The 23,636-nt window shown below is 57.8% G+C and carries 22 protein-coding genes; 13 read left to right on the forward strand and 9 right to left on the reverse strand.

Annotation, left to right across the window (positions count from 1 at the left end):
- The first annotated feature begins 1 nt into the window (after position 1).
- The 10 genes from dtd to ACYQ15_RS18095 all read left to right on the forward strand — a co-directional run bounded on the left by dtd (position 2) and on the right by ACYQ15_RS18095 (position 10,254).
- On the forward strand, positions 2-466 hold the full coding sequence (gene dtd / locus ACYQ15_RS18050) for a D-aminoacyl-tRNA deacylase (protein WP_459938885.1): 465 nt from the start codon (positions 2-4) through the stop codon (positions 464-466).
- Positions 467-636: 170 nt separating this feature from the next.
- The gene (locus ACYQ15_RS18055) at positions 637-1,815 is read left to right on the forward strand and encodes a PP2C family protein-serine/threonine phosphatase (RefSeq protein ID WP_459938886.1); all 1,179 of its coding nucleotides are present in this window, start codon (positions 637-639) and stop codon (positions 1,813-1,815) included.
- Between the two features lie 18 nt (positions 1,816-1,833).
- Positions 1,834-2,181: an STAS domain-containing protein gene (locus ACYQ15_RS18060; RefSeq protein WP_459938887.1), complete on the forward strand. Its 348-nt coding sequence runs from the start codon at positions 1,834-1,836 to the stop codon at positions 2,179-2,181.
- Positions 2,182-2,191: 10 nt separating this feature from the next.
- Entirely contained in the window at positions 2,192-3,289 is a 1,098-nt protein-coding gene (locus ACYQ15_RS18065; protein WP_459938888.1) for a FapA family protein, read from the forward strand.
- Positions 3,290-3,304: 15 nt separating this feature from the next.
- Entirely contained in the window at positions 3,305-4,051 is a 747-nt protein-coding gene (locus tag ACYQ15_RS18070) for a motility protein A (protein ID WP_459938889.1), read from the forward strand.
- A gap of 24 nt (positions 4,052-4,075) precedes the next feature.
- The gene (locus tag ACYQ15_RS18075; RefSeq protein WP_459938890.1) at positions 4,076-4,804 is read left to right on the forward strand and encodes an OmpA family protein; all 729 of its coding nucleotides are present in this window, start codon (positions 4,076-4,078) and stop codon (positions 4,802-4,804) included.
- Positions 4,805-4,812: 8 nt separating this feature from the next.
- Positions 4,813-6,585, forward strand: coding sequence for a CgeB family protein (locus tag ACYQ15_RS18080; RefSeq protein WP_459938891.1), 1,773 nt, complete (start codon positions 4,813-4,815; stop codon positions 6,583-6,585).
- A complete protein-coding gene (locus tag ACYQ15_RS18085; protein WP_459938892.1) occupies positions 6,585-7,991 on the forward strand; it encodes a glycosyltransferase family 9 protein in 1,407 nt (468 codons plus the stop codon). The genes ACYQ15_RS18080 and ACYQ15_RS18085 overlap by 1 nt, the downstream gene beginning before the upstream one ends.
- 4 nt (positions 7,992-7,995) lie before the next feature.
- Positions 7,996-9,915, forward strand: coding sequence for a lytic transglycosylase domain-containing protein (locus tag ACYQ15_RS18090; protein ID WP_459938893.1), 1,920 nt, complete (start codon positions 7,996-7,998; stop codon positions 9,913-9,915).
- Positions 9,916-9,939: 24 nt separating this feature from the next.
- Complete coding sequence (locus ACYQ15_RS18095) at positions 9,940-10,254, forward strand: hypothetical protein (protein ID WP_459938894.1); 315 nt, start codon at positions 9,940-9,942, stop codon at positions 10,252-10,254.
- 45 nt (positions 10,255-10,299) lie between these two features.
- Here the strand turns inward: ACYQ15_RS18095 and ACYQ15_RS18100 are convergent, their stop codons facing one another.
- The 9 genes from ACYQ15_RS18100 to ACYQ15_RS18140 all read right to left on the reverse strand — a co-directional run bounded on the left by ACYQ15_RS18100 (position 10,300) and on the right by ACYQ15_RS18140 (position 18,065).
- Positions 10,300-10,797 (reverse strand): HyaD/HybD family hydrogenase maturation endopeptidase, encoded by a 498-nt coding sequence (locus tag ACYQ15_RS18100; protein ID WP_459938895.1) that lies wholly within the window; start codon positions 10,795-10,797, stop codon positions 10,300-10,302.
- Positions 10,798-10,912: 115 nt separating this feature from the next.
- Positions 10,913-12,613 (reverse strand): nickel-dependent hydrogenase large subunit, encoded by a 1,701-nt coding sequence (locus ACYQ15_RS18105; protein ID WP_459938896.1) that lies wholly within the window; start codon positions 12,611-12,613, stop codon positions 10,913-10,915.
- Positions 12,614-12,615: 2 nt separating this feature from the next.
- Positions 12,616-13,620 carry a hydrogenase small subunit gene (locus ACYQ15_RS18110; RefSeq protein WP_459938897.1) on the reverse strand — a complete coding sequence of 335 codons (1,005 nt, stop codon included), beginning with the start codon at positions 13,618-13,620 and terminating at the stop codon, positions 12,616-12,618.
- Between the two features lie 869 nt (positions 13,621-14,489).
- The gene (locus ACYQ15_RS18115) at positions 14,490-15,692 is read right to left on the reverse strand and encodes an FprA family A-type flavoprotein (RefSeq protein WP_459938898.1); all 1,203 of its coding nucleotides are present in this window, start codon (positions 15,690-15,692) and stop codon (positions 14,490-14,492) included.
- Between the two features lie 71 nt (positions 15,693-15,763).
- Positions 15,764-15,922: a rubredoxin gene (gene rd, locus ACYQ15_RS18120; RefSeq protein WP_459938899.1), complete on the reverse strand. Its 159-nt coding sequence runs from the start codon at positions 15,920-15,922 to the stop codon at positions 15,764-15,766.
- 41 nt (positions 15,923-15,963) lie between these two features.
- On the reverse strand, positions 15,964-16,170 hold the full coding sequence (locus ACYQ15_RS18125; protein ID WP_459938900.1) for a rubredoxin: 207 nt from the start codon (positions 16,168-16,170) through the stop codon (positions 15,964-15,966).
- A gap of 66 nt (positions 16,171-16,236) precedes the next feature.
- Entirely contained in the window at positions 16,237-16,611 is a 375-nt protein-coding gene (locus tag ACYQ15_RS18130; protein WP_459938901.1) for a desulfoferrodoxin, read from the reverse strand.
- A gap of 416 nt (positions 16,612-17,027) precedes the next feature.
- Positions 17,028-17,603, reverse strand: a complete 576-nt coding sequence (rbr, locus tag ACYQ15_RS18135; RefSeq protein WP_459938902.1) for a rubrerythrin — start codon at positions 17,601-17,603, stop codon at positions 17,028-17,030.
- Between the two features lie 48 nt (positions 17,604-17,651).
- Positions 17,652-18,065, reverse strand: coding sequence for a Fur family transcriptional regulator (locus ACYQ15_RS18140; protein WP_459938903.1), 414 nt, complete (start codon positions 18,063-18,065; stop codon positions 17,652-17,654).
- A 353-nt stretch (positions 18,066-18,418) separates the two neighbouring features.
- Between ACYQ15_RS18140 and ACYQ15_RS18145 the strand changes: the two genes are divergently transcribed.
- The 3 genes from ACYQ15_RS18145 to ACYQ15_RS18155 are packed head-to-tail and all read left to right on the forward strand — an operon-like array spanning position 18,419 to position 23,538.
- Positions 18,419-20,236, forward strand: coding sequence for an ABC-F family ATP-binding cassette domain-containing protein (locus ACYQ15_RS18145; protein WP_459938904.1), 1,818 nt, complete (start codon positions 18,419-18,421; stop codon positions 20,234-20,236).
- Positions 20,223-21,452 (forward strand): D-alanyl-D-alanine carboxypeptidase family protein, encoded by a 1,230-nt coding sequence (locus ACYQ15_RS18150; RefSeq protein WP_459938905.1) that lies wholly within the window; start codon positions 20,223-20,225, stop codon positions 21,450-21,452. The genes ACYQ15_RS18145 and ACYQ15_RS18150 overlap by 14 nt, the downstream gene beginning before the upstream one ends.
- A gap of 19 nt (positions 21,453-21,471) precedes the next feature.
- Positions 21,472-23,538, forward strand: a complete 2,067-nt coding sequence (locus ACYQ15_RS18155) for a PAS domain S-box protein (RefSeq protein WP_459938906.1) — start codon at positions 21,472-21,474, stop codon at positions 23,536-23,538.
- Positions 23,539-23,636: the final 98 nt, after the last annotated feature.

Genomic DNA, 23,636 nt, shown 5'->3' on the forward strand with positions numbered 1-23,636 from the left:
CGTGCGCCTGGTGCTGCAGCGGGTGAAATTCGCGCGGGTGGAAGTCCGCAGCCAAGTGGTGGCCGCCATTGATCAGGGCATCCTGGTCCTGGTCGGTTTCGGGCAGGAGGACGAGGAGACGCCGGCCGCGGGAGCTTTGCTCTCCCGGATGGCCCGCAAGCTGGTGCAGGTCCGCATCTTTCCCAACGAGGCGGACAGGCTGGATCTGAGCGTGGCGGATGTGGGCGGACAGGTTTTGGCGGTTTCGCAGTTCACCCTGCATGCCGACTGCCGCAAGGGACGCCGGCCTTCCCTGCACGATGCCGCCGAACCGCAACGTGCAGCTCGGCTTTTCGACGCCTTTGCCATGGAGCTGGAAAGCCTGATTCCGGGCCGGGTGCAAACCGGGTCCTTCGGCCATGAGATGGACGTCATCCTCCACAACTGGGGTCCGTTGACCCTGTGGTGGGATTCCCAAACATTGTGAACATGAACACCCTTCCAAGGACGTAACTACTCAGCTGTACTCATGCTGTTGCCGTTTGGCTCGGAATCGGGATCGGTATTGAAGCAAAGTCATGTGGAAGAGCATCCGTTGTTGTCGTTCCGACTCCGATTCCGACCCCGATCCCGATTCTGGTTACCGGAGAAGAACGTATGCTGAATAGTTACTCAAGGACATCCATGCCCGCCGTGCATATCGATGCAACCCCGATCAGCGTCATGGTTGTGGACGACTCCATGACGGTTCGCAACTATCTTGAGGAGATCCTTCGTGATCACTACCAGATCCTGACCTGTCGCGACGGGGTGGAGGCCGTGGAGGCGTACCAGGAGGCGCGTCCGGAAATCTGTCTGCTGGACATGAACATGCCCCGCATGGACGGTCTGGAGGTGATCCGGCATGTGCGCCGGGTTCTCGGCGACCAGGATCTGTTCATCCTGGTCCTGACGTCCGATGACACTTCGGAGCAAAAGTCCGAGGCACTGCATCTCGGCGCCAACGACTACCTGGTGAAGCCTTTTGATGCGCTGGAACTCCTGGCCCGGGTCCGGGTGGCGGAGCGCCAGGTCAGGCTGACCCGCAGCCTGCGGGAGGCCAATGCGGCCATGTCCCGGGAAATTGAGGAAATAGCCAGGCTGCAGCGGCGTTTGCTGCCCACTTCCAGTCCGCAACATCCGGGAATCGAAATCCAGAGCCTGTACCTGCCGTCGGCGCAGGCCAGCGGCGACTATTTCGACTACTTTTTCCTGCCCAACGGGGATTTTCGCGTGGTCATGGCTGATGTCAGCGGCCACGGCGCCAAGGCGGCGTTCATCATGTCCATGGTCCGGACCATGGTTCGCTTTTCCGGCAACTACGAGAGCCTGGGCCGACTGTTCGAACTGATCAACGAACAGTTGCGGTTGTACGTCGGCGAGGAAGGTGATTTCGTGACCCTGTTTGCCGCGGATATTCGCGCGGACCTCACTTCCATGGTCTACGTCAATGCCGGTCATGCTCCGGGAATGCTGCTTTGTCGCGGGGAGTCCCCGCTGAGGCTGCGTCCGGCCATGCCTGCATTGGGAGTCATGGCATGTTGTGCGCAAACAGCAGAGGTTTCTCTTGAAGCCGAGAGCGTTCTTTTTCTCTTTACCGATGGTTGTTACGAGTGGGAAGTCGCGCCGGGTGAAGTTCTGGGCCTGGAACGGTTCTGGAACCAGGCGGCCTCCTTCGTGGGGCGTTCGGACCACGTGCTGGACGACATTTTTCGGGATCTTGGCTGTGCGAGTACGCCGGACATCCGCGACGACGTCAGCGCGCTCCGGGTTCAACTGGGGAAAGTCGAGTCCTGAACTCATATTGGAGGATAAATGGCTGAGATGCGGTTCGAATCCTTTGGCGCATGGAGCAAGTTGGTCTTTTCCGGACAGATCACCTACGAAGTTACCCAGAAAATGAAGCGAGCAGTCGAAGACCGCCTTCTGGAAATGGGTGAAGGCTCAATGCTGATCTGCGACCTGAGTCAGGTTACCTTTCTGGACAGTTCGGGCATCGGTTTCCTTGTTTTTATGAACAACAAGATGCACCAGAAAGGCGGAGGCTGCTGCCTTTATCAGCCCAGCGACGTGGTCTTGAAAACACTGGATCTGGTTCAGTTGACCTCCTTTTTTGAAATCATTGTCGATGAATGTGACTTGATCGCCAGGACTTCCGCGTAAGTCTTTGAACATGAGTTATTTTCTGAAGCATCACTTTGATCCGGATTTCGACCATCTGGACATCAAAACCAAGGCGCTGGGCAATGAACCGGTGGATCACCTGAACCGCGACTATGTGCACAATGTCGTGGACGGACAGGTTCTGGCCGAACTGGTGGAAGTTCCCGGGCATGAGGAAGGCAGGTACGACTCCAGATTCATCCTGGAGCAGTCGGTTTTCCCCATGGGACAAAATACCCGGATCGATCCGCGGAACCCCGGTCTGCTGCTGGCCACGGCCAACGGTTACGTCTACTACGATCCAAACGGCAAGATCGCGGTCAAAACCCTGCTCAATGTCCGCCGGGATGTGGATTACGCCACCGGAAACATCACCTTTGTCGGGGATGTGGTGGTTCATGGCTCCGTGCGGTCCGGGTTCAAGGTCAAGGCCAGAAACATTCTGGTCAAGGGGCCCGTGGAGGGCGCCGTGCTGGAAGCCTCCCAGTCCATCCACGTGGAAGCCGGCGTCAAGGGCGACAACAGGGCGGTTCTCAGGGCCAAGGGCAGCATCAAGGTCAAGTTTTGCGAAAACGCCATGATCAGCGCGGGCAAGAATCTGCTGGTGGAGGGCTCGTGCCTGCACTGCAAACTTTTTGTCGGCAACGCCCTGGCGGTGCGAAACAAGTTGATCGGAGGCGAAACGTCCTGTCGACGGATGGTGCATGTTCGTGCGCAACTGGGGGGCGGACTGAGCACCATGACTTCGATCAACCTGGGATATGACCCTTTCCTGATGCAGAGGCTTTCGGAGCTGGAAACCACTATTGATTCCTTGAAGCTTCGCAGGGACGCGCTGGATGTCCAGACCATCGAAACCAGTCACGATGTCCAGCTTCGGCAGGACCTTGAACACCGGCTGTCCGTCCTGGAAAAGAAGCGGATTCTCTGGACCGAGCAGATTGCCGCGGATGATCTGTCCTCATGCGCCGTGATCGTGCCGGGCGAGATTCGCCCGGAGGTGGAAGTGAGCATTGGGCAATTCTATCAGTCCATTTCCGATTACGTCTATAATGTCCGGATCGTACTGCAAAATGATCAAATTCATCTGGCCACGCCGGCGGAATAAAGGATTCTGGCAATCATGGATATCGGCACCCTACTGGGCTTGATCAGCGGCATGCTCTTTGTTTTCATCGCCATCATGCTGGGCGGTGATTTTCTCGGTTTTCTCAATGCTCCCTCGGCCTTGATCGTTATCGGCGGCACTGTTTCCGTAACCTTCATCATGTTCCCCATGGGCGTGGTTCTGGGCTCCTTCAAGGTCGCCCTCAAGGCCTTTTTTTCCAAAAGCCCGAATCCCCGGCTTGTGATCAACGAGGTGGTCGCCCTGGCCAATCAGGCCCGCAAGGAGAGCCTGGTGTCTCTGGAACGGGCCACGGTGACCGATAAATTTCTGCGCAAGGGAATCCTGCTGATTGCCGACGGTTCGGAAGAGCGCCTCGTGCGCAACATCCTGGAGACCGAACTGAATTTCACCCAGCTCCGCCACCGCCAAGGGCAGGGCGTATTCAAGGGCATGGGAACCATGGCCCCGGCATTCGGCATGATCGGTACCCTCATCGGCCTGGTGAACATGCTCCAGGTGCTGGACGATCCCACGGCCATCGGGCCCGGCATGGCCCTGGCCTTGTTGACCACGCTGTACGGGGCGTTGATGGCCAATCTGGCGTTCATCCCCATTGCCAAGAAACTGGAGGCGCGCTCCCAGGAAGAACTGTCCAAGATGGAAATGACCATGGAAGGCGTAATGTCCATTTTGCGCGGAGAAAATCCCAGGCTGATCCAGGAAAAGCTGGAATCGTTCCTGCCGCCTGCGATGCGCCAATAACCGCTTTATTTCTCGCACATGTCCATGAAGTCCAGGAACACTCCCCCACCGGAAGAAGAAGGCGCTCCGACATGGATGGTCACATTCGCGGACCTGATGTCCCTGCTGCTGACCTTTTTCATCCTGGTGCTCTCCTTCGCGAACATGGATATTGTTCGGTTCCGGGATATGCTCGGCTCCATCCAGACGGCTTTCGGCGTGCAGGTGCAGCGCCGGGAGGCGGATTACGTGGCCTTTTCGCCCTCCCAGTTCGAGCGCAAGGATATGGAAATGAGTAAGGAGAACGAGGAGATTCTGAGCATGGTGGTTCAGTTGCGCACCATCATGGAGGATGATGAATCGCTTCAGAGAAGCGCCGGCGTGGAGGCCGACGACAGCGGCATGGTTCTGCGGGTGGACAGCGCATCCATGTTCGACAGAGGCTCGGCTGAGCTCAGACCGGAAGCCAAGCCGGCTCTGGATGCCGTGATCAGGATTCTCCGGAACTACAATATGAATCTGGTCATTCGCGGCCATACCGACGACGTGCCCGTGCGTTCGGCCCAGTTTCCCTCCAACTGGGAACTTTCGGCGGCCCGGGCCACGGCCGCCTTGCGTTACATCATGGAACACGGCGGTATATCGCCCACCCGGTTGCGGGCCGTGGGCTACGCGGACAGTCGGCCGCTGGTTCCCAACACCTCGGAAGAAAACCGGCAGAAAAACCGGAGAGTGGAATTCTACTATCACTCTCCCGATGCCCAGTCCTGGTGAGTTTGCACATGGTCGATGTCCGAAATCCTCGTCCGCCTGGCCCGGCTTCGCCTCAGCAGGCAAAAGGCCGTGCTGCCTACAGGGCCATGGCGCTTGGCCCGGCTCAGGATTCACAATTCGACGCAAAACCCGATCCGGAGGATGTGCGCATCATCCTGGATTCGGGCCGCCAATGGCATCTCTGGGGTCGCAACGGCAGGCAGCGTGAGGAGTCGTTGGCCTCGGAAGCGGAAGCCCAGGGACTGCCCGTGCTGCTGGGCAGCGGTCTGGGAGTGGCGGCCCGGAAGCTTCTCGCCGGCACCGCCGGTCCCATTGCCATCGTGGACAAAGAACTGGAGATCCAGCGGGTTACGGGCTGTCGGGATTTGGCCGCGAATCCGCGCATTCTCTGGGTGGACGGCGATACGCCCCAGGAGGCTTTGGATGCGTTGACCCGGTGGCAGATGGACAACGGGGGCCTGCCGCTTCGACCGCTGGTCATGCCCCTCTACGCCCGCCTGGACCCGGAATACTACAAGGTTGTCCAGGCCCACCTGGAAGCCAGCGCCCGCTTCGACATCTGGGCGCGGACCAGCTATCCCAAATGCCGGCAATGGCCGCCCCGGGTGCTTCTGCTGACCAGCCAGTATTTCCTGCTGGGGGAGGTGGTCAGTGCATTCAAGCGCCTGGACATCCCCCACAGGCTTCTGGAATTCACGCCCCGGGAGACAGGACGGACCGAGTTCGTTCAGGAACTGCTCACGGCCATTCTGGAATTCAAGCCGGACTGCGTGCTGACCATCAATCACCTGGGGGTGGACCGGGAAGGCGTGCTCATGGATCTCCTGGAAAAATGCCGTCTGCCCCTGGCCTCCTGGTTCGTGGACAATCCCCATCTGGTGCTCTACGTCTACAACAATCTGGCCAGTCCCTGGACGACCATTTTCACCTGGGACGCAGACAACGTGGCTTCCCTGCACGGTCTGGGCTTCGAACATGTCCATTACCTGCCCCTGGGCACGGACGTGCACCGGTTTCGTCCGCCTTCCGCCGCTGCTTCGCCCTGTCCGCGGGGCTGGGGGGCCGAGGTGTCCTTCGTGGGCAACTCCATGGCGGCCAAGGTGGCGGCACGGCTCAAGGCCGGCCGGTTCCCCCGGACCATGCTTTTGGCCTACAGGAAAATCGCCCGTTCGTTCGGGGAGTCTTCCAGCGACAGCGTTCGGGAGCATTTGCAAACCGATTTCCCGAATGTTTTCGAAGATTTTCAGTCCCTGCCCAGCATCGAGGACCGTCTGGCCTATGAAACCGCGATCACCTGGGAAGCCACGAGAATCTACCGCAACGGGTGCATTCGCCAAATTCTGCCCTTCAGCCCGCTGATTGCCGGAGACAGGTACTGGAAGCGCGCCCTGCGCGACAGCGCCGAATCCTGGCGCTGGCATCCGGAGTTGAACTACTATGCGGACCTGCCCCGGTTCTACCCCTGTTCGGCGATCAGCTTCAATTGCACCAGCATGCAGATGAAGGGCGCGGTGAACCAGCGGGTTTTCGACGTGCCGGCATGCGGCGGATTCCTGATTACGGATCAGCGCCGTCAGATGGATCATCTGTTCGAACCCGGCCAGGAGGTGGTGGCCTACAGCTCTCCGGAAGAGATTCCCGATCTGGTGCGCCATTACCTGCGCAAGCCCGATGCCCGCAAACGGATCAGTCTGGCGGCCCGGAAGCGAATCATGCGGGAACATACCTACGATCACCGAATGACCAGGCTTTTGAAGACCATGGTCGCGGTCTACGGGTGATGTCCAAAAAGCCGATTCTCGTTTTGCAGATGCAGCGCATGGGGGATTTGATTCTGTCCTTTCCCCTGTTTTTGTGGCTTCAGCGTGAGTATCCGGGCCATCCTCTGTGGGTGGTGGGCGAGCCGCGCTTCTACAACGCACTGCTGCAACTCAGCCCCCCGGCGTCGTATTTTCCCTGGACTGACACGGCGAAATTGCGCAGGCAAGCGTTCACCCTGTGCATCAATTTGAGCCATGATCCCAAGGCCGCAGTGCTGGCCGGAGAGGTGCAGGCGGAGCAGCACGTCGGGGCGGTGCAGTCCGACCAGGGGGTGCGCCATGTCTACGGCAACTGGCAACTGTACCGAACGGGTCTGGTTCATGCCAACCGACACAATCGGTATCACTGGGCGGACCTCAACGCCCTGGACTGCATCCCGTTGACCCGAATCCGGTCCACGCACTGGTCCGAACCGAGATCCTGCCTGGGAGACCGGCGGCGGATCGGACTCTTCCTGGGCGCCAGTGAATCCGCGAAGCATCCGGATGCCGACTTCTGGATCCGGCTGGCCCGGGAACTGCTGCACCGGGATTTGCGCCCGATCCTGCTTGGCGGACCGAGTGAGACGGCGTTGGCCGGGGCCGTCCGGAAGGGTCTTGACCAGCAGGTCCTGGATTTGACCAATCGTCTGAGCCTGGTACAGTTCGTCCATCTTGGACAGGGGCTGGAACTGCTGATCACACCGGATACCGGGCCGATGCATCTGGCTTCCTGGAGCGGGCTGCGGGTGCTGAACCTGTCACTGGGGCCCGTCAATCCATGGGAAACCGGCCCCTATCAGCCGGGTCACTTCATACTGCGGGCCAGGCAAAGCTGCTCGGGGTGCTGGCAATGTTCCCGTGCCGGAAGCCGGCCCATGTGCCATGAACACTTTTCGCCCCGGCGCGTGGCCCAGCTGGCGCACGCCCTGGTCGCGTCCGCCGGGATATCGTCGCAAAAGCTGCGTTGGCCGGGTTTGGAACTGTTTGCCTCTTCCAGAACCGGGGAGGGGTTGTACCGTCTGTGTCCTATCCGACGGGACCAGGCATCTCCAACGGCCAGGGAAAGGCTGGCCGAATTCTGGTCGCTCTTCTGGGGCCAGCTTTTCGGGTTGTGGGGACGGGACAAGACCCTGACATCCTGGATGGACTTGGCCCGGGAGCATCCGGCCCTGGCCGGGGCCTTTGCACGGTTTCTGGTTGGTTTTCACCGCAAATTGCGTCATGCTCGGGAGTCGTCCTTCTGGAGCCAGGGACCGCCGCTCTTGCGGCCTTTGTTCAGCCATGTGCACATCGTGCTCCAAAATGGTGGGTTCTCCCTGGACAGCGAGCGTGAAGCGCTGAAGGTCACGGAAGAATTGCTGCGAATTGTATCCGGAGAAGAATAAGATCATGATCAAACGTTTTCTTGTGATGAGCAGTGGATGGCTGCGCTGCCTGCTTTTGTCCTTGGCGGCTGTTGTTGTGACGGCTGTGGGGGGGCATGCCGAAGCGCAACGCATCTCCCTGCCCATGACCATCGAATATACCCTGCTGAACGCCCTGGTAAGCGACACGTTTCTTGACGGTGGGGCTGCAGCGGGCGTGAACGAGGCCAGGACGCACAAAACACTCTACTATGCCCAGGACGGGTGTCAGGCCGTGGTGGTCACTGCCCCGCAATTTCGACAGGAAGCCGGAGAATTGCTCACGGAGATCCAGGTCCAGCTGCGCTATGGCCGGAGCATGGGCAGCTACTGCGTACTGCCGGTAACCTTCGACGGAACCCTGGTCCTGAATCAGATACCGGTTGTGCGCCCCGAGGACTGGAGCCTGCGCTTCATTCCCACCGGGTCCGAAATCCGGACTCTGGACGGGGAGCCGGCCCGCCTGGCATCACTGGCCTGGGGCCTGATCGAGAGCCATGTCCTGAAGTCCATGGCGGATATCTCCGTCAATCTCGCCATGCCCAGGGAGGAACTGCAGGCCTTTCTGGCCCTGGTGCTTCCGGACGATCATCCCCAGGAGGTTCTGGAAATGCTGAGGGGAATGCAACCGGGCGAAGTTCAGGTGCTGGGCCATGGATTGACGCTGAACAATACCATGGCTGCCTTTGATGCGCTGTACCGGTCCGAACCGGACCCTGGTGGAGTCTTTTTCTCAGTGGAGGAACTGGAAACATTCATTGCCGAATGGGAAGCATGGGATGCGTTTCTGGTGCATATGATCACCATCCTGGCAGGCCAGCCGCTGAGCGAGGAGGAGCAGTGGCTGCTTCTGGACATGCTGCTGCGGACGCGCCATGAATTTACGGCCCGCCTGGATGATCCCGTGATGCATGAGGATCTGGTCCGCGCGCAGTTTGTCGAGGTCTGGACAGCCCTTGGCCCGCTGTTCCGCGGCCATCTGATGAAGACACAGTCGGAGTCCCTGCTGGGGTATTTTGCTTTTTTCTCCGCCTCTGACGCACTGCTGACCCTGAACGACCTCGGCTCGGCGCTGGACCTGGAGATTACTCGGGACGGCCTGCTGCGTCTGGCAAGGCTATTGGACGAGGACTCAGAGGATCTGTTGGGGTATGGACCGGGATTGATTCCGGAGCTGCAACGCCTGCTCGGCCCGCGGGCGCCGGATTCGCCGCCCGCGGAATCCCCCTGGTCCTGGGCCCGCAACATCCTGCAAGCGGCGGCTGACTTTCTCTCCACATCCCAGGCGCGAGCCGATACTCCGCCGGCGGAACTCCGGGACAAGCTGGAGCAGTGGCTCTTTCGCGGCGTCGATCTGGATACGTATATGGCCAGGATGACTCAATTGCTCAATGAACAGTCAGCAAAAGTCATCGGCGAGTCCGGGAACTCGTCAGGGCACCATGAATTTTTCCAGGATCTTGTTTTGGCCACGGCCTGGATTGAAAGCTGTTTCCGGCAGTTCAAGCTCTCCGGTGGAGAGATCGTGTACCTGCGATCCTACAACAACACTTCGGTGGGCGTCATGCAGATCAACGAACGAGTCTGGCGCGGCCTGTACGATCAGACCCGTTTGCGCTGGGATACGGCCTACAACGCCAGGGTGGGAGCGGAAATTCTTGATCTCTACCATACCAAGTACGCCCAGCCCAGAATGCGCAGGGAACAGGACAGAGACTGGAATCCTGATCTGCAGGTGGGCATGCTTTACGCGATGTACAACGGCGGCCCAGGCCAGCTGGAACGCTATTTGACCCGCCACGCTGAAAACAATTTTTCCCGCAGTGACCGCCTGTTTCGTGAAAAGTGGGATTGGGTGCGGCAAGACGAGCTGGACAAGATCAGTATCTGCCTGATCGGGCGCTGAACCTCATCCTGGGAATCCTGGGACATGATCGACAAGAATTCAGCAATACCCTCGCTTCTGGAGCGCCTGGGCAAGCTTCCCGTCGGGGACTGTCTGGAGATCAGGACCTACAAGCGCAATCGGCGGATCCAGTTCCGCAGGGACGGCGAAGACAAGTGGAGCGCGTTCCAGGATGGCTTTGAAAAAAATATCCACGAGAATATCGCCACGGATAAGCTGCGCAAACTGCTGCAGACCCTGCTGCGCAAGGAATTTCCCCGGAGCACGAAGATTCGGGTCTACGTTCTCGGACCGTGCGTCCTGAACGAAGAATCAAAGCTGTCGCGCAAGATGCTGTGATTTCGGGTGGAGAAGGGCGATTAACAGTTCGCGGAAGGCGCGCTCCTACGCCGAAATCGGTGAAAATTCCCCGCCGCTTTCCCTTATTTCGGCGAGTACGGCCTGGCAGATATCCGCCAGTCTGGCCTGGACCGGGGGGGTGAGTTCCGTGCCCCAGGGATCGAATTCCTTCGGTTCCATGCCGATTACGACGGTTTCCGGGCAATTGCCCAGCACCTTGCAGGTTTCCAGGGTTTCCAGCAGATCCGTCTGGTGCATGGAATTCTTGAAGGCCACGCTTTTGCCCATCTCGATGCCGACCAGACGGTACATGGTCCCGGGATCGCCTCCGTTGACCACGGCGTCCACCACGATCAGACGATCGCACTGCATGATCGGATCCATCAGCGCCATGCCCAGGGTGCCGCCGTCCATGAGCTGCACGTTCGGCGAAAACGCATACTCCGCCTGCAGCTTTTCCACGGTACGCACGCCAATGCCTTCGTCCTTGAGCAGAATGTTGCCCACGCCCAGAACCAGAATTTTCTTGTTGTTGTCAGTCATGTTCGCCTTGTAGAATACAAGAAAGCGAAGGACCTTGGAAGATCACTTCGCTTTCTTTTTCGGTTGAGAGGCCGCGGACGATTTTCAAGGACCGCCCGCGGCCCGTCGATGGGGGTTACAGAATCTTGAACTCGTGAACCTGGTTGGTCTTCGAGTCGATGACGTGCACGCCACAGGCAATGCACGGGTCAAACGAGTGCACGGTGCGCAGCAGTTCCACGGGGCGCTTGGGATCGGCGATGGGCGTGTTGATCAACGCCTCTTCCATGGGACCGAGCTTGCCCTGGTCGCAACGCGGCCCCAGGTTCCAGGTGGAGGGCACCACCAGCTGGAAGTTCTCGATCTTGCCGTCCTTGATCTTGATCCAGTGGCTCAGGGCGCCGCGCGGCACGTCGGCATAACCGACGCCTTCGGCTTCCATGGGCATGGGGTGATCGTTGGCAAGCTTGGTGTTGCCGCTTTTGACGTTCTCCACCAGTTCGTCGAGCCACGTCTCGGTCTGCTGGGCCACGGTCAGGGCCCGAATTCCGCGAGCCGCGGTGCGGCCGAGGGTGGAATGCAGGGCTTCCGGTCCAACGCCCAGATGGCCGAGCACCGTATCAACGGCGGCGACGGTTTCCGGATGTCCCTTGGCATAGGCGACCAGTACGGAAGCCAGCGGTCCGGTTTCCATGGGCTGGCCCATGTATCGCGGAGCCTTCATCCAGGAGTAGCGCTGCTGGTCGTCCAGGTTGGTGTACTTGGGCTCGGTCACGCCCTCAAAGGGATGGCGGGCTTCGTTGCCTTCGTACCAGCTGGCGGCCACGTGTTCGTAGATCTCGTTGGGATTGACATCCTGGATGTTGGCCATGTCGCGGTTCATGATCACGCCCTGGGGCAGCCAGCGGGCGTTCAAGTCCCTTTCGTCAAAGGGGAACTCGCCAAAGGCGATATAGTTGGAACAGCCGCCGATGCCGGCCCAGTCCTTGTAGTAGGAGGCCACGGCCAGAAGATCCGGAATGTACATCTGTTCGATGAATTCGCGGGTCTCCCTGTTCAGGGTGCGGTATTCCTCCAGTTTTTCAGGACGCAGGGACTCGTAACAGGTCACGCCGCCGCTGATGGTGAACTGAGTATGCGGAACCTTGCCGCCGAAGACGGCAATCGCCCTGGTGGCCTTGATCTGCAGGCGCAAGGCTTCCAGATAATGGGCCGTGGCGATCAGGTTCATTTCCGGCGGCAGATAGTAGGCCGGATGACCGCCCAGGAAGTCGGCATTGGTGAAAATGCCCAACTGGCCTGAATTGACGAAAGCGGTCAGCCGCTCCTGCACGGCCTTCAGATCGGCGGCGGTAGTGGGCCGCGGGGAGATGTTGTTCGCAAGCTTGGCGGCCTTGACCGGGTCGGCTTTCAGAGCATTGGTGACATCCACCCAGTCCAAGGCGTGCAGGACGTAGAAGTGGATGAAGTGGTCGGCCATGATCTGGGAACCCAGAACCAGGTTGCGAATGATGCGCGCATTGTCGGGGATGTCGACGCCCACGGCGTCGTCCAGGCATCGGGTGGATGCCAGGGCATGTACGTAGTTTCAGACCCCGCAGGCGCGAGCCGTGAAATGCTGCGCATCACGAGGGTCGCGCCCTTTGAGGATGGTCTCCAGGCCGCGGTACAGCTGGGAGCTGGACCGGGCATTGACGACCTTGCCGTTGTCGACTTCGACTTCCAGGCGCAGGTGTCCTTCGATCCGGGTCAACGGATCGACGACGATTGGTCCAGAGTAGTTGCTCTGGGGTGTAGCCGGAGCAGCCGGCACAGTTTCGGGCTTACGGCCAGACATGTTTATGTCCTCCTTCGTTTGTTGCTTGAATTATCGGATACCATGCTGAAAACCGGCTCATAGAACGGAGTCAGCTGATCCCAGAACTTCGGTTCGCTGCAGCCGATGCATGGGTGCCCGGCTTCCACGGGCCAGTTCGTCTCGTTGAACTTGACCTTGGGACAGTTGTTGTACGTGTCCGGCCCCTTGCAGCCCACTTCGAGCAGGCACCAGCCGTTGCGCGCCTCTTCGGAGTCGAACGACATGGCGAACTCGTAGTTGAAGTAGTGGTCCAGACGCTCGCACAGCTCGTGAACGGACTCGCCGAAGAACATTCTCGGACGGCTCAAGTTGTCCAGGGCAGGCATGCCTTCGGTCAGCAGATGAACCACGGTGCCCACGAAATTGTACGGGTTGGGCGGACAGCCGGCCACGTTGATGGCCTGCACCGGCAGGTTGAGGTGTTTCATCAGTTCGTTCACGCCCATGGATTCCGTAGGATTGGGAGCCGCTGCCTGGATGCCGCCGAAATTGGCGCAGGCGCCGATGGCGATCACGGCCTGGGCCTTGGGCAGATACTTTTCGGCCATTTCCAGCATGGTGTGTCCGCCGACCATGCCGTAAACGCCGTTGTCCTTGGTGGGGATGGCTCCCTCGACCACGGCGATGAAGCCATGGGGCGAAGTGACGGCCTGCTCCAGGGCGTCCTCGGCGGCGTCGCCGGCCGCGGCCATCAATGTTTCATGATAATCCATGGATATGGTGTCCAGGAGCAGTTCGTCGATATAGGGATTGGTGGTGCGAACCACTGCCATGGAGCAACCGGTGCATTCCGCGAAGTGAAAATACACCACGGAAGGCCTGCGGGGACTGGTGAGTGCGGCAGCCACCTGTTTGGCGAACGAGGCCTCCATGCCCATCACCGCCGCGACAGCGGCGCAAAACTTCATGAAGTCACGCCGGCTGACGCCGCGTTGTTCGAGCCGTTCTATGGCCCCTTCCTTCGCCAGGCCAACACTAATTTTCATAATCCACCTCCGTCTAGATGGTTAAACAAAAAGACACAGATCCGTGTTCGTGCCGAAAAAAATAAAATCCATAAACCGATATGGGTTTGAATTTAAAGATATTAATTGATGTGGGCCGTCGTTTTGTTCTCTTGATTCCGAGGCTTGAGTCTGTGAAAAAAAAAACATGGTCATGCGATGTTCTTCCAAAGTCTAATGAATTATTAGTCCTGTTGATATCAAGATGTCAACAGGAGGTCAGTTAGTCACAATAATTCTTTTATTTTAAAAATTGCGTATTAATATAAAATTTGTGTCATGGATGTGGTTGATTAGGTTTCTCCTTTGGTAACTACTCAGCATAAGCTGCCGTTGCCCAGTTCGGCTCGCTGTCGGTATCGGGATCGGGATCGGAAGCGAAGCCGAGTGGAGGGAGCTTCAACATTCTCGAAAGCGATTCCGATACCGACTCCGACCCCGATTGCCGGAGGTAGATTCACATAAAGTGTGCTGAATAATTACCTCCATTGTAACTATTCAGCTTTGTTCCGGCTTGTCTCGATTTTTCGGCCTCGCAACTCCTTTGCCGGCTTCGTAACATCGAACCATTGCTCGAATAAACACCCATTGGCGCTTCAGGCGTTGAGCAATGGTTCGATGAACGAATCCTGGCTTAGTCAGACAGGCGATGCCAAATCGAGACAAGCCGGAACAATCCAAGTTTGTCATAAAAGTGCTGAGTAGTTACTCTCCATTGAATGGACATGCGTCACCTTGAATTCATTTCCAGGCAGTGAAAGAGAAACAAAAAGGACGCTCCGGGGAGCGTCCTTTTTGTTTTGATGGCGTGCAGCGTATCGCAGGAATACGATTCAGGCAACCACTATTGATTATGCGTCAACTCGCTGAATGACTTCACGGCCGATCTTGCGTCCAAATTCACGACATGTGGACAGATCCTGTTCGGTGGGGACATTTTTGATGCGCAGCGGGTCGGCCACGATTTCCACCTTGGCGGTCTGCAGAAATTCGGAAATCAGCTTGGGCGCCTCGCCGCTCCAGCCGTAGGAGCCGAAGGCCGCTCCGATTTTGCCCTGGGGCTTGAGACCCTTCATGTAGGTGAGCATGTCCGCGACCAGCGGCATCATGCCGTTGTTGTGAGTGGATGAGCCGGCGATCACGGCCTGGGCTTCCATGACATGCGGCATCACGTCGCTGTGATGGGCGCTTTTGAGCGGCAGAACGCGGACGCTGACCCCCTCCTGGAGCAGGCCTTCGGTAATGGCCTGGGACATGCGTTCCGTGCTTTTCCACATGGTATCGTAGAAAATGACGGCCTTGCGCTGGGGCTTCTGGGCGCTCCACTCGCTGTACTTGGCAAGGATTTCGGGAATGTGGCTGCGCCAGATCAGGCCATGATCCGGTGCGATCATGTCGATGTCCCAGCCAACCTCGCCGACCTGGGCCAACACCTTCTGGACCAGGGGCGAAAACGGCAGGATAATGTTCGCAAAATAATTGGCCGCAAGGCTGAAGAGCATGCTCTGATCCACTTCGTCGTCGAAGCGCTCGCTTGTGGCCCAGTTCTGGCCGAAGGCATCGCTGGAAATGAGCAGCTTGTCCTCCGGGATGTAGGAAAACATGCTGTCCGGCCAATGGAGCATCTTGGTTTCCAGAAAAGTCACATTGCGTTTGCCCAGGCTGACGGTCTGCCCGGTGCCGACAACTTCATAGGGCCAGTCATCGCGGTGGTAATGACTGACCAGGGCCTGCCGGGCTATGGGCGAGCAGAAGACTTTTTTCGGCTTGATGATGTCCATTATCCGAGGAAGTGCACCGGAGTGATCAGGTTCGACATGATTGACGAACAAATAGTCGATCTGTTCCGGATCGATCGTCATTTTCAGGCAGTTCAGAAATTCGTCCACACAACTTGATGGGACAAGGTCAAAAAGAGAAATTTTTTCATCCTTGACAAGGTAGGCATTGTATGTGGTGCCGTGCCGAGCCAGGGAATAACCGTGAAAATCACGAAGTTTCCAATCCACGGAACCAACCCAGAAAATGTCTTTCTTGATTTCTACAGGCAACATATTGTTCTCCCGACAAAAAAAGCCCTCTGCCGACAAAATAGTGGAGAGGGCTTTTGTTGCTGATAAAGTGATTAGCTTTCGGGTTCGAAGTCTGACTTGGCTGCTCCACAGACCGGACAGACCCAGTCAGCGGGGAGATCGTCAAAACTCGTTCCGGCCTCGATACCGCTATCCGGATCGCCTTCGGCCGGATCGTAAACATAGCCGCAGATACTGCAAACGTAACGCATTGTCGCCTCCTTGTTGAGATGGAAAATTTGTTTGGGGGGACTCAGGTCTGTTCGGAAGTCGATCCGGGACCTGCCAATGGCCGAAAAGCCTTGGTCCCGGCACCGCAGACAGGACATTTCCAATCTTCGGGCAAGTCTTTAAACGCCGTTCCGGGCGGGATTTTCTTTCGCTTGTCGCCGCGATCGGGATCATAGACATAACCGCAATTTGTTGTCTGGCATTGCCACATTTCTTCGGGATTCGCCATGGCACCTCCTTTGGATGTGCAGTTGTCGGCAAGAACGACCAGATCGGCGGGGTGGTCGCTGGAAGATCAAGCTTTCCAAAGACCGTGGAGATTGCAGTATTCCCGGGCTGTGACATTTTCCGCCTGAATGCAGAATTCCACGCTGGGCGTCTGGCCGGGTGACAGGAATTGCCGATAGGACTTGCCGTCGGCAATGATTTCAATCCATTCAATGTAATGCTTCTGCTCCATGGGGTGGGGAACGCTGCCCACGATGACCTTGTACCCGTCAGGAGTCTTTTCGACCACCGGCACATGTTTTTCCTTGGCGGCATCCACGGTGTTTTCGGTCATCAGCTTCATTGGTTCGCCGCAACAGACCAGTTCGCCCCCGCCGCCATGCAAAACATCAATTATGTTGCCACACTGATCACATTTGTACACGTCATGCTGTTGCGCCATAAAATCTCCTCGTGGGCTTTGATTGAGAATGTTTTGGAACTTTAGCTATGGGATTCAACGACGTCAATTCATTGCGAAAGGAAACCGGAACTGTTCAAAAAGGTCAGGCACGGACAGCGCATTACCTTGAAGCCGGCTTCCAGCTTCGCGGGAAGGGCTTCAATGCAAACGCTTTTCCAGGCACATCATGCCCGCCAAGGCGGGCATCCGGACCATGCCTGCCACAGTTTGTTGAGCAATTACATGAAATCATGTGCAATTTTCGCAACTTCAGTCAACCCATGATCGTAAGACAGGATTTGGACAACTCGATAAAATCTTGAAAATATGCCTGTCCGAAGCAGACGATCCGACAACAACATGAACCGGAGGCTTCTGAGGCCTCCAGTCCATTCGCGTGCATTTCAGCGGTCGGTTTACCAGTTCGCCTTCAGGATCTCGAAGTGGGCCTGGGGATGGTCGCAGGCGGGACACTTCTGGGGCGCACCGGTTCCATCGCCGACATAACCGCAATTGCGGCAGCGCCAGGTGACTTTGGCGTCCTTGGCAAAGACCTTGTTGGACTTCAGGTTCGCTGCCAATTCTCGATATTGTTTTTCATGCTGGCGCTCCGCGATGGCAATGGCCTTCATGGCCGAGGCGATCTCGGGAAAACCTTCTTCAGTGGCAATTTTGGCGAAATCCGGGTACATTTCAGTCTGCTCGTAATGTTCGCCTTCCGCGGCTTCCAGCAGGTTGTCATACGTGGAACCGATGACACCGGCCGGATAGGAAGCCGTGATTTCCACTTCGCCTCCCTCCATGAACTTGAACAACCGTTTGGCGTGCTCTTTTTCCTGATTGGCCGTTTCTTCAAAAATATAGGAGATCTGTTCATATCCTTCTTTCTTGGCCTGCTTGGAGAAATAGGTGTACCTGTTGCGAGCCTGTGATTCTCCGGAAAATGCGATCAGCAGGTTTTTTTCGGTTTGCGTTCCCTTCAGTCTGCTCATGAAGTCTTCTCCTGTGTCTTTGAGGTTTGGTTCCAAAAATAGGTTTATTTATCCACAGCTACCTTGTTTTCCGCAATCAGTGCACACGCCGTACAACTCCAACCAATGACCCGTCACCTGAAATCCGGCCTCCGAATCGGCCAGACCTTCGGTACGCAGTGTTACCGTGGCGGCATGCGAGGGCAGATCCGCCACCTTGCCGCATTGAAGGCAACTGATGTGCAGGTGCGGTTCGATAGATGCATCGAAACGCATCTGCGTTCCCACCTTGTCCAGCTTGAGAATCAAGCCCTGGGAATGAAGAAAGTCCAGGTTGCGGTAAATGGTTCCCAGGCTCACATGGGGCAGACGTTTTCGTACCAGATCGTAAACCTCGTCCGCCGTGGGGTGGCAGCGTGTATTGCGCAGTTCCTCAAGAATAATTCTGCGCTGAGGCGTTAAACGTAAACGTGAATTCGGCATTGGTGCTCCCGGTGATACAAAGAACGATAATTATTCCTAATAAGGGGAGGGGTGCTTGTCAAGCCTGGCGGAGTTGCTCAACTTCCGGGTCGTCTCGGAAAGATGGTATTGATTCACCTTGACATGGTGTCCGAATCGAAACCGCATCCGCAATCGCAATCGCAATCGAAATCGTTTCATTATCTATTTTTTCGATTGCGATTGCGATTGCGATTGCGATTGGACGAGGAGCATGCACTGGCTATGCTGAATAATTACCAGCTGTGGCGCGAGTGGAAATCACCAGGTGTTCAGCTGCGCCGCCGTCGATCCGACTCTTCCGGTGCGGGGCAATGTCGTGTAGCATCCGCGCCATGTCCGCGACAATTCTTGCATCCATCACGGGTTTGAGCAAAACCTTTACCGCGCAGCCCTTGTTTACGAACATTTCACTCGGTTTTTCCGAAGGTGAGCGCATGGGCCTGATCGGGCCAAACGGCTCCGGAAAATCCACCTTGCTGAAGATCATCGCCGGGGTCGAGGATCCTGATCAGGGCGAGATCCATCAGCGCAAAAACATCCGTATTGTCTACCTCCCTCAGGAGGAACGCTTCGATCCGACCCTGACCGTCGAGAAAATCCTCCTGGCCGCATTGCCGGAAGATGTGCCCGGGGCCGATCGCTTCCAGCGGGTCCAGAAAATGGCCAGTCAGCTGGAATTTGAGGATACCGCGGCAACGGCGGGTACCCTTTCCGGCGGCTGGCGCAAGCGTCTGGCCCTGGCCTGCGCCCTGATTCAGGAGCCGGACCTGCTGCTCCTGGACGAACCAACCAACCACCTGGACCTGGAAGGCATTTTGTGGCTGGAGAAGCTTCTGTCCGGCGTCACGTTCGCCTTTGTCCTCGTCAGCCACGACCGGGTTTTTCTGGAGAACGTCACCAACCGGATCGTGGAGCTGAACCGGGTTTATCCGGAGGGGTATCTTCGGGTCGAGGGAAGCTACAGCACGTTTCTGGACAAGCGCGAGTCCAGCTTCGCGGCCCAGGAGGTCCGGGAACAGGTGCTGTCCAACAAGGTTCGCCGGGAGATCGAATGGTTGCGGCGCGGCCCCAAGGCCAGAACCACCAAGGCCCAGGCCCGGATTGACAGCGCCGGTCAGCTCCAGAGCGAGTTGGCGGAGGTCAAGTCCCGCAATGCCATGAAACAGACGGTGGGCATCAGTTTCGACGCCACCGGGCGGAAAACCAAACGGCTGCTGGAAGGGTTGGGCCTGGGACTGACCCTGGGCGGCAGAAAGCTCTTTTCAGACCTGGACATTTTGCTGTCGCCGGGCACCCGGCTAGGCGTCATGGGCCATAACGGCGCGGGCAAGAGCAGTCTGATGCACGTGCTGCACGGAACGCTGCAACCGGATCAGGGCACGCTGCGCCGGGCTGACGACTTGAAGGTCGTCTTCTTTGATCAGAAACGTGAGCAGCTCAACCCGGACGATACGCTTCGCCAGGCCCTGGCGCCCACCGGGGACACCGTGGTCTTCCAGGACCGGGCATTGCACGTGGTGACCTGGGCCAAGCGCTTTCTGTTCCGTCCCGACCAGCTCGGTCTGCCGGTTTCCATGCTGTCCGGCGGAGAACGGGCCCGCGTGCTTATTGCCCGCCTGATGCGCACGCCCGCGGACGTGCTCCTGCTGGACGAACCCACCAACGACATCGACATCCCGACCCTCGAGGTGCTGGAAGAGGGGCTGCGGGAATTTCCCGGCGCCATTGTCCTGATCACCCACGACAGGTATCTGCTGGATACCTTGTGCGACCGACTGCTGGCCCTGGACGGTTCGGGGGAGGCCCAGTGGTTCGCCGATCATGCCCAGTGGCTGGCGGCGCGCAATGCTGACGGAAAGGCGGACGACAAGCCCGCGGCGAAATCAACCAAGCCCAAACCACGGAAGAACAAGTTGTCCTATGGCGAACAGCGGGAATTGGACGTCATGGAAGAAATGATATTCCGAGCCGAAGAAGATGAGCTGACGGTCCGGAAAGCTCTTGAAGATCCTGAAATTGCATGCAACGCGGAAAAGCTGACGACATTGGCCGATCAGTTGCGGCAGGCAGAGGAGGAAGTGGCGAGATTGTATCGACGCTGGGACGAACTGGAAACCAAACGACAGGAATATGAAAATGCCGCGATATGACTGCTGGACGTTGCGATTAAAGATGGCTGTATTCAGCCTTGTGATTTGGGCCATGCTGCTTTTCAACCTGCCCCTGTCCGTGGTTTGGGCTCAGACGGACCTGGTTCAGGAGCCGGTGGTCGCAAAGCCCAGCGGCGGCGCCGAAGCCTATCTGCTCATGGACGCCCACAGCGGTCGGCTCCTGGTGAGCCACAATATCGATGCGCTGCGTGAACCGGCCAGTCTGACCAAAATGATGACCGTCTACGTTGCCGGCCGCGAACTGAACGCGGGTCGGCTTTTCATGACGGACATGGTCCGGGTGGGCCGCAACGCCTGGCGGATGACCGGCTCGCGCATGTTTCTGGACCTGAATTCCGAGGTCTCCGTGGCCGCGCTGCTGCACGGCATCATCGTCCAGTCCGGCAATGACGCCAGTGTGGCCCTGGCTGAACATATCGCGGGCAGTGAGGGCGAGTTCGTCAAGATGATGAACCAGGCTGCCCAGGACCTGGGCATGACCAGAACCAATTTTGCCAACGCCACCGGCTTGCCCGCACCGGGCGTCCATACCACGGCCCGGGATCTGGCCAGGCTTTCCCTGGCCCTGATGCACGAGCACCCCTACCTGTACAGCCTGCATTCCATCCGCGAATTTGAACACAACAACATCAGGCAGGCCAACCGCAACCGCCTGCTTCACCGCGATCCTTCCGTGGACGGAATCAAGACGGGCTTTACGCGGGCCGCGGGATATTGCCAGGCCACCTCTGCCCAGCGTGGCGAAATGCGTCTGATTGCCGTTGTTCTCGGCTGCGATTCGGTGGCGGCCCGGACCCGGCTCAACCAGCAGTTGCTGGAGTACGGATTCAGCCGCTATGAAACCCACAGGCTGTATGCCCGGGATGAACCCCTCGGGGCCCTCAAACTCTGGAAAACCCGCCAATCGGAACTTTCCTACGGGATCATGGACGATATTTTCATCACCATCCCCAAAGGACAGCTTGGTTACCTGGATCGTCGCATTTCCCTGTACCTGACCGATCCGGTCTTCGGACCTGTGTTCCGCGGCCAGAAGGTGGGCACGCTGCATGTGGCTCTGGGGGAAGAAGTGCTTGCGGAACGGGATCTGTTTGCGTTTTCCGAAGCAGAAGAGGCGGGTTTTTGGGGCCAGATGGTCGACACGGTGCGTCTGATGCTGCTTCGCAACAATATTCTGCAGGCGAAGACTCCATAAAATACTTTTTGGTCATGTTATGCCCACTCCACAGGATGAAGTCACCCGTTTGCAGGCTGCACTGGATGCCGCAAATGCCGAGATCGCCCGCCTTGTCTCCCGCCATGGGAAGGATCGCCGCGCCATGGAGGACTTGCGGGGTTCCGTGGCAAATCTACGGGCTTTGTTCGAAGATGCGCCCGAGGCCATCTTCATTATTAATCAGGTAGAGGAGACCATTGACCTGAATCAAACCGCGACGCAGCTGTTTCAGGCGCCCAAGGAACAACTCAAGAAGCTGAATTTATGCCGGGAATTGTTTCGCCCGCGCGGGCCTCTGGAAAAATTCGCTGAAATTCAACTCCGTCTGGACACGGACCAGTCCATTGATTTCCATTGGGTCGCCCAGCGTCTCGACGGCAGCCTCTTTCCGGTGGAAGTCACGTTGAAAAAAACAACCTGGAATGGACAGGAAGCCTTTTTGGTCGTCATCCAGGACATCACCCAGCGCAGGCAGGCCAAGAATCTGCTGCGGCAACGCCGCAAGCAGCTTGCCGTGCTGCTTGACGGAAATCCCATCGCCACCTTTGTCATTGACACCAGTCACCGGGTCATTTTTTGGAACAGGGCTTGTGAAATCCTGACCGGAGTTCCAAAGGCCCAATGCCTGGGCAAGCCGGTGGACTCGCGAATTTTCTACTCCGGTGCTGTCAGGCCCGTACTGGCGGATCTGGTCCTGGACATGGACCAGGACACGATCCAGGCCTTGTACAAGGACAAGAACCTGCGGCCCAGTTCTTTTATTCCCGAGGCATTCGAGGCAACGGACCGGCTGATCATCCAGGACAAGCCCAGATTCATTTATTTTCTGGCGGCCCGATGCCGCGACGAACGGGGCCGGGTGATCGGAGCCATCGAGACCATCCAGGACATCACGGAACGGACCAGCGCCGAGCAGGCGCTCATGGCCAGCAAGAAGCTGCTGACCGAGGTGACGGCGAACATTCCCGGCGTGGTCTACCAGTACAGCGCCGACCCGCACGGCCAGGGGCGGTTCACCTTTATCAGCGACGGACTTCGGAGTTTGTTCGGCCTGCCGCCGGAACGAGCAATCCAGGATCCGGAACCGTTCTTCTCCATGGCCGGCCCGGATGTCCGAAACCAATTCTCCGGATCCCTGACCGCGACCAAACCCTCGGCCAGCCTTGTCGAGTTCGAGTTCGCCCTGGACAGTGGTGATGGGAAGAAATGGTTCAAGAACAGCGCCCTGGCCTCCGTCGGGAAAGATGGACAAATTCTCTGGAACGGCATGCTCACGGACATCACCGAGATCAAGCGCATGGAACTGATGCGCGCCGATGTGGAACGGATGATTCGCCATGACCTGAAATCTCCGCTGACCGGTATCGGCGGTCTTGCCAAGCTCATGCTTCGGGACGACCTTCCGGACCGGCAGCGGGAGATCGTGGCCACGATCTATCAAAGCGCCATGAAACTGCTGCACATGATCGGCCATTCCATGGCCCTGTTCAAGATGGAGGAACAGACGTACAGGTTGCAGCCCGAGCCTTTTGATCTGATCAAGCTGCTGCGTTCCCTGCATGAGGAATTTCAACCTTCCGCCCAAGCCAAGGCATTGCAATTCAAGTATCTGCTGGAGAATAGGCCCCTGACCTGGGAGGATTCCAGACAGATCTCCGGGGAAGCGATTCTGCTGGAATCGTTGTTCGCGAATCTGATCCAGAACGCTGTGGATGCCGCGCCTCATGGATCGACCATTACCATTGCCGTTTGCTCCACAAAGAACCATCATGAAATCGACATCCACAATTTCGGCGCCATTCCGGAACAGATCCGCCATAATTTTTTCGATCGCTACGTAACCTGCGAAAAAAATCACGGCACCGGCATCGGTACCTACAGCGCCATGCTCATTGCCAGGACTCACCAGGGGGATATTCGGTTCACCAGCTCCGAAGAACATGGAACCCACCTGATCGTCTCCCTGCCCAAGACTTTCGATCATTCCATTGCACCTACTCAGCAGAACCGGAAAAATGATCTGGATAGCGATAGCGCCGGCCATCGCCGGCCATCGCCGGTATGACTGACATGAAAACCGCTTGCTCCGATGCGTCATTCCGGCGAAAGCCTGAATCCAGTGCTGGGCAATGGTGATGCACCGCATGTGCTGAATAACGGCGT

The sequence above is a fragment of the Desulfonatronum parangueonense genome (assembly GCF_054656975.1).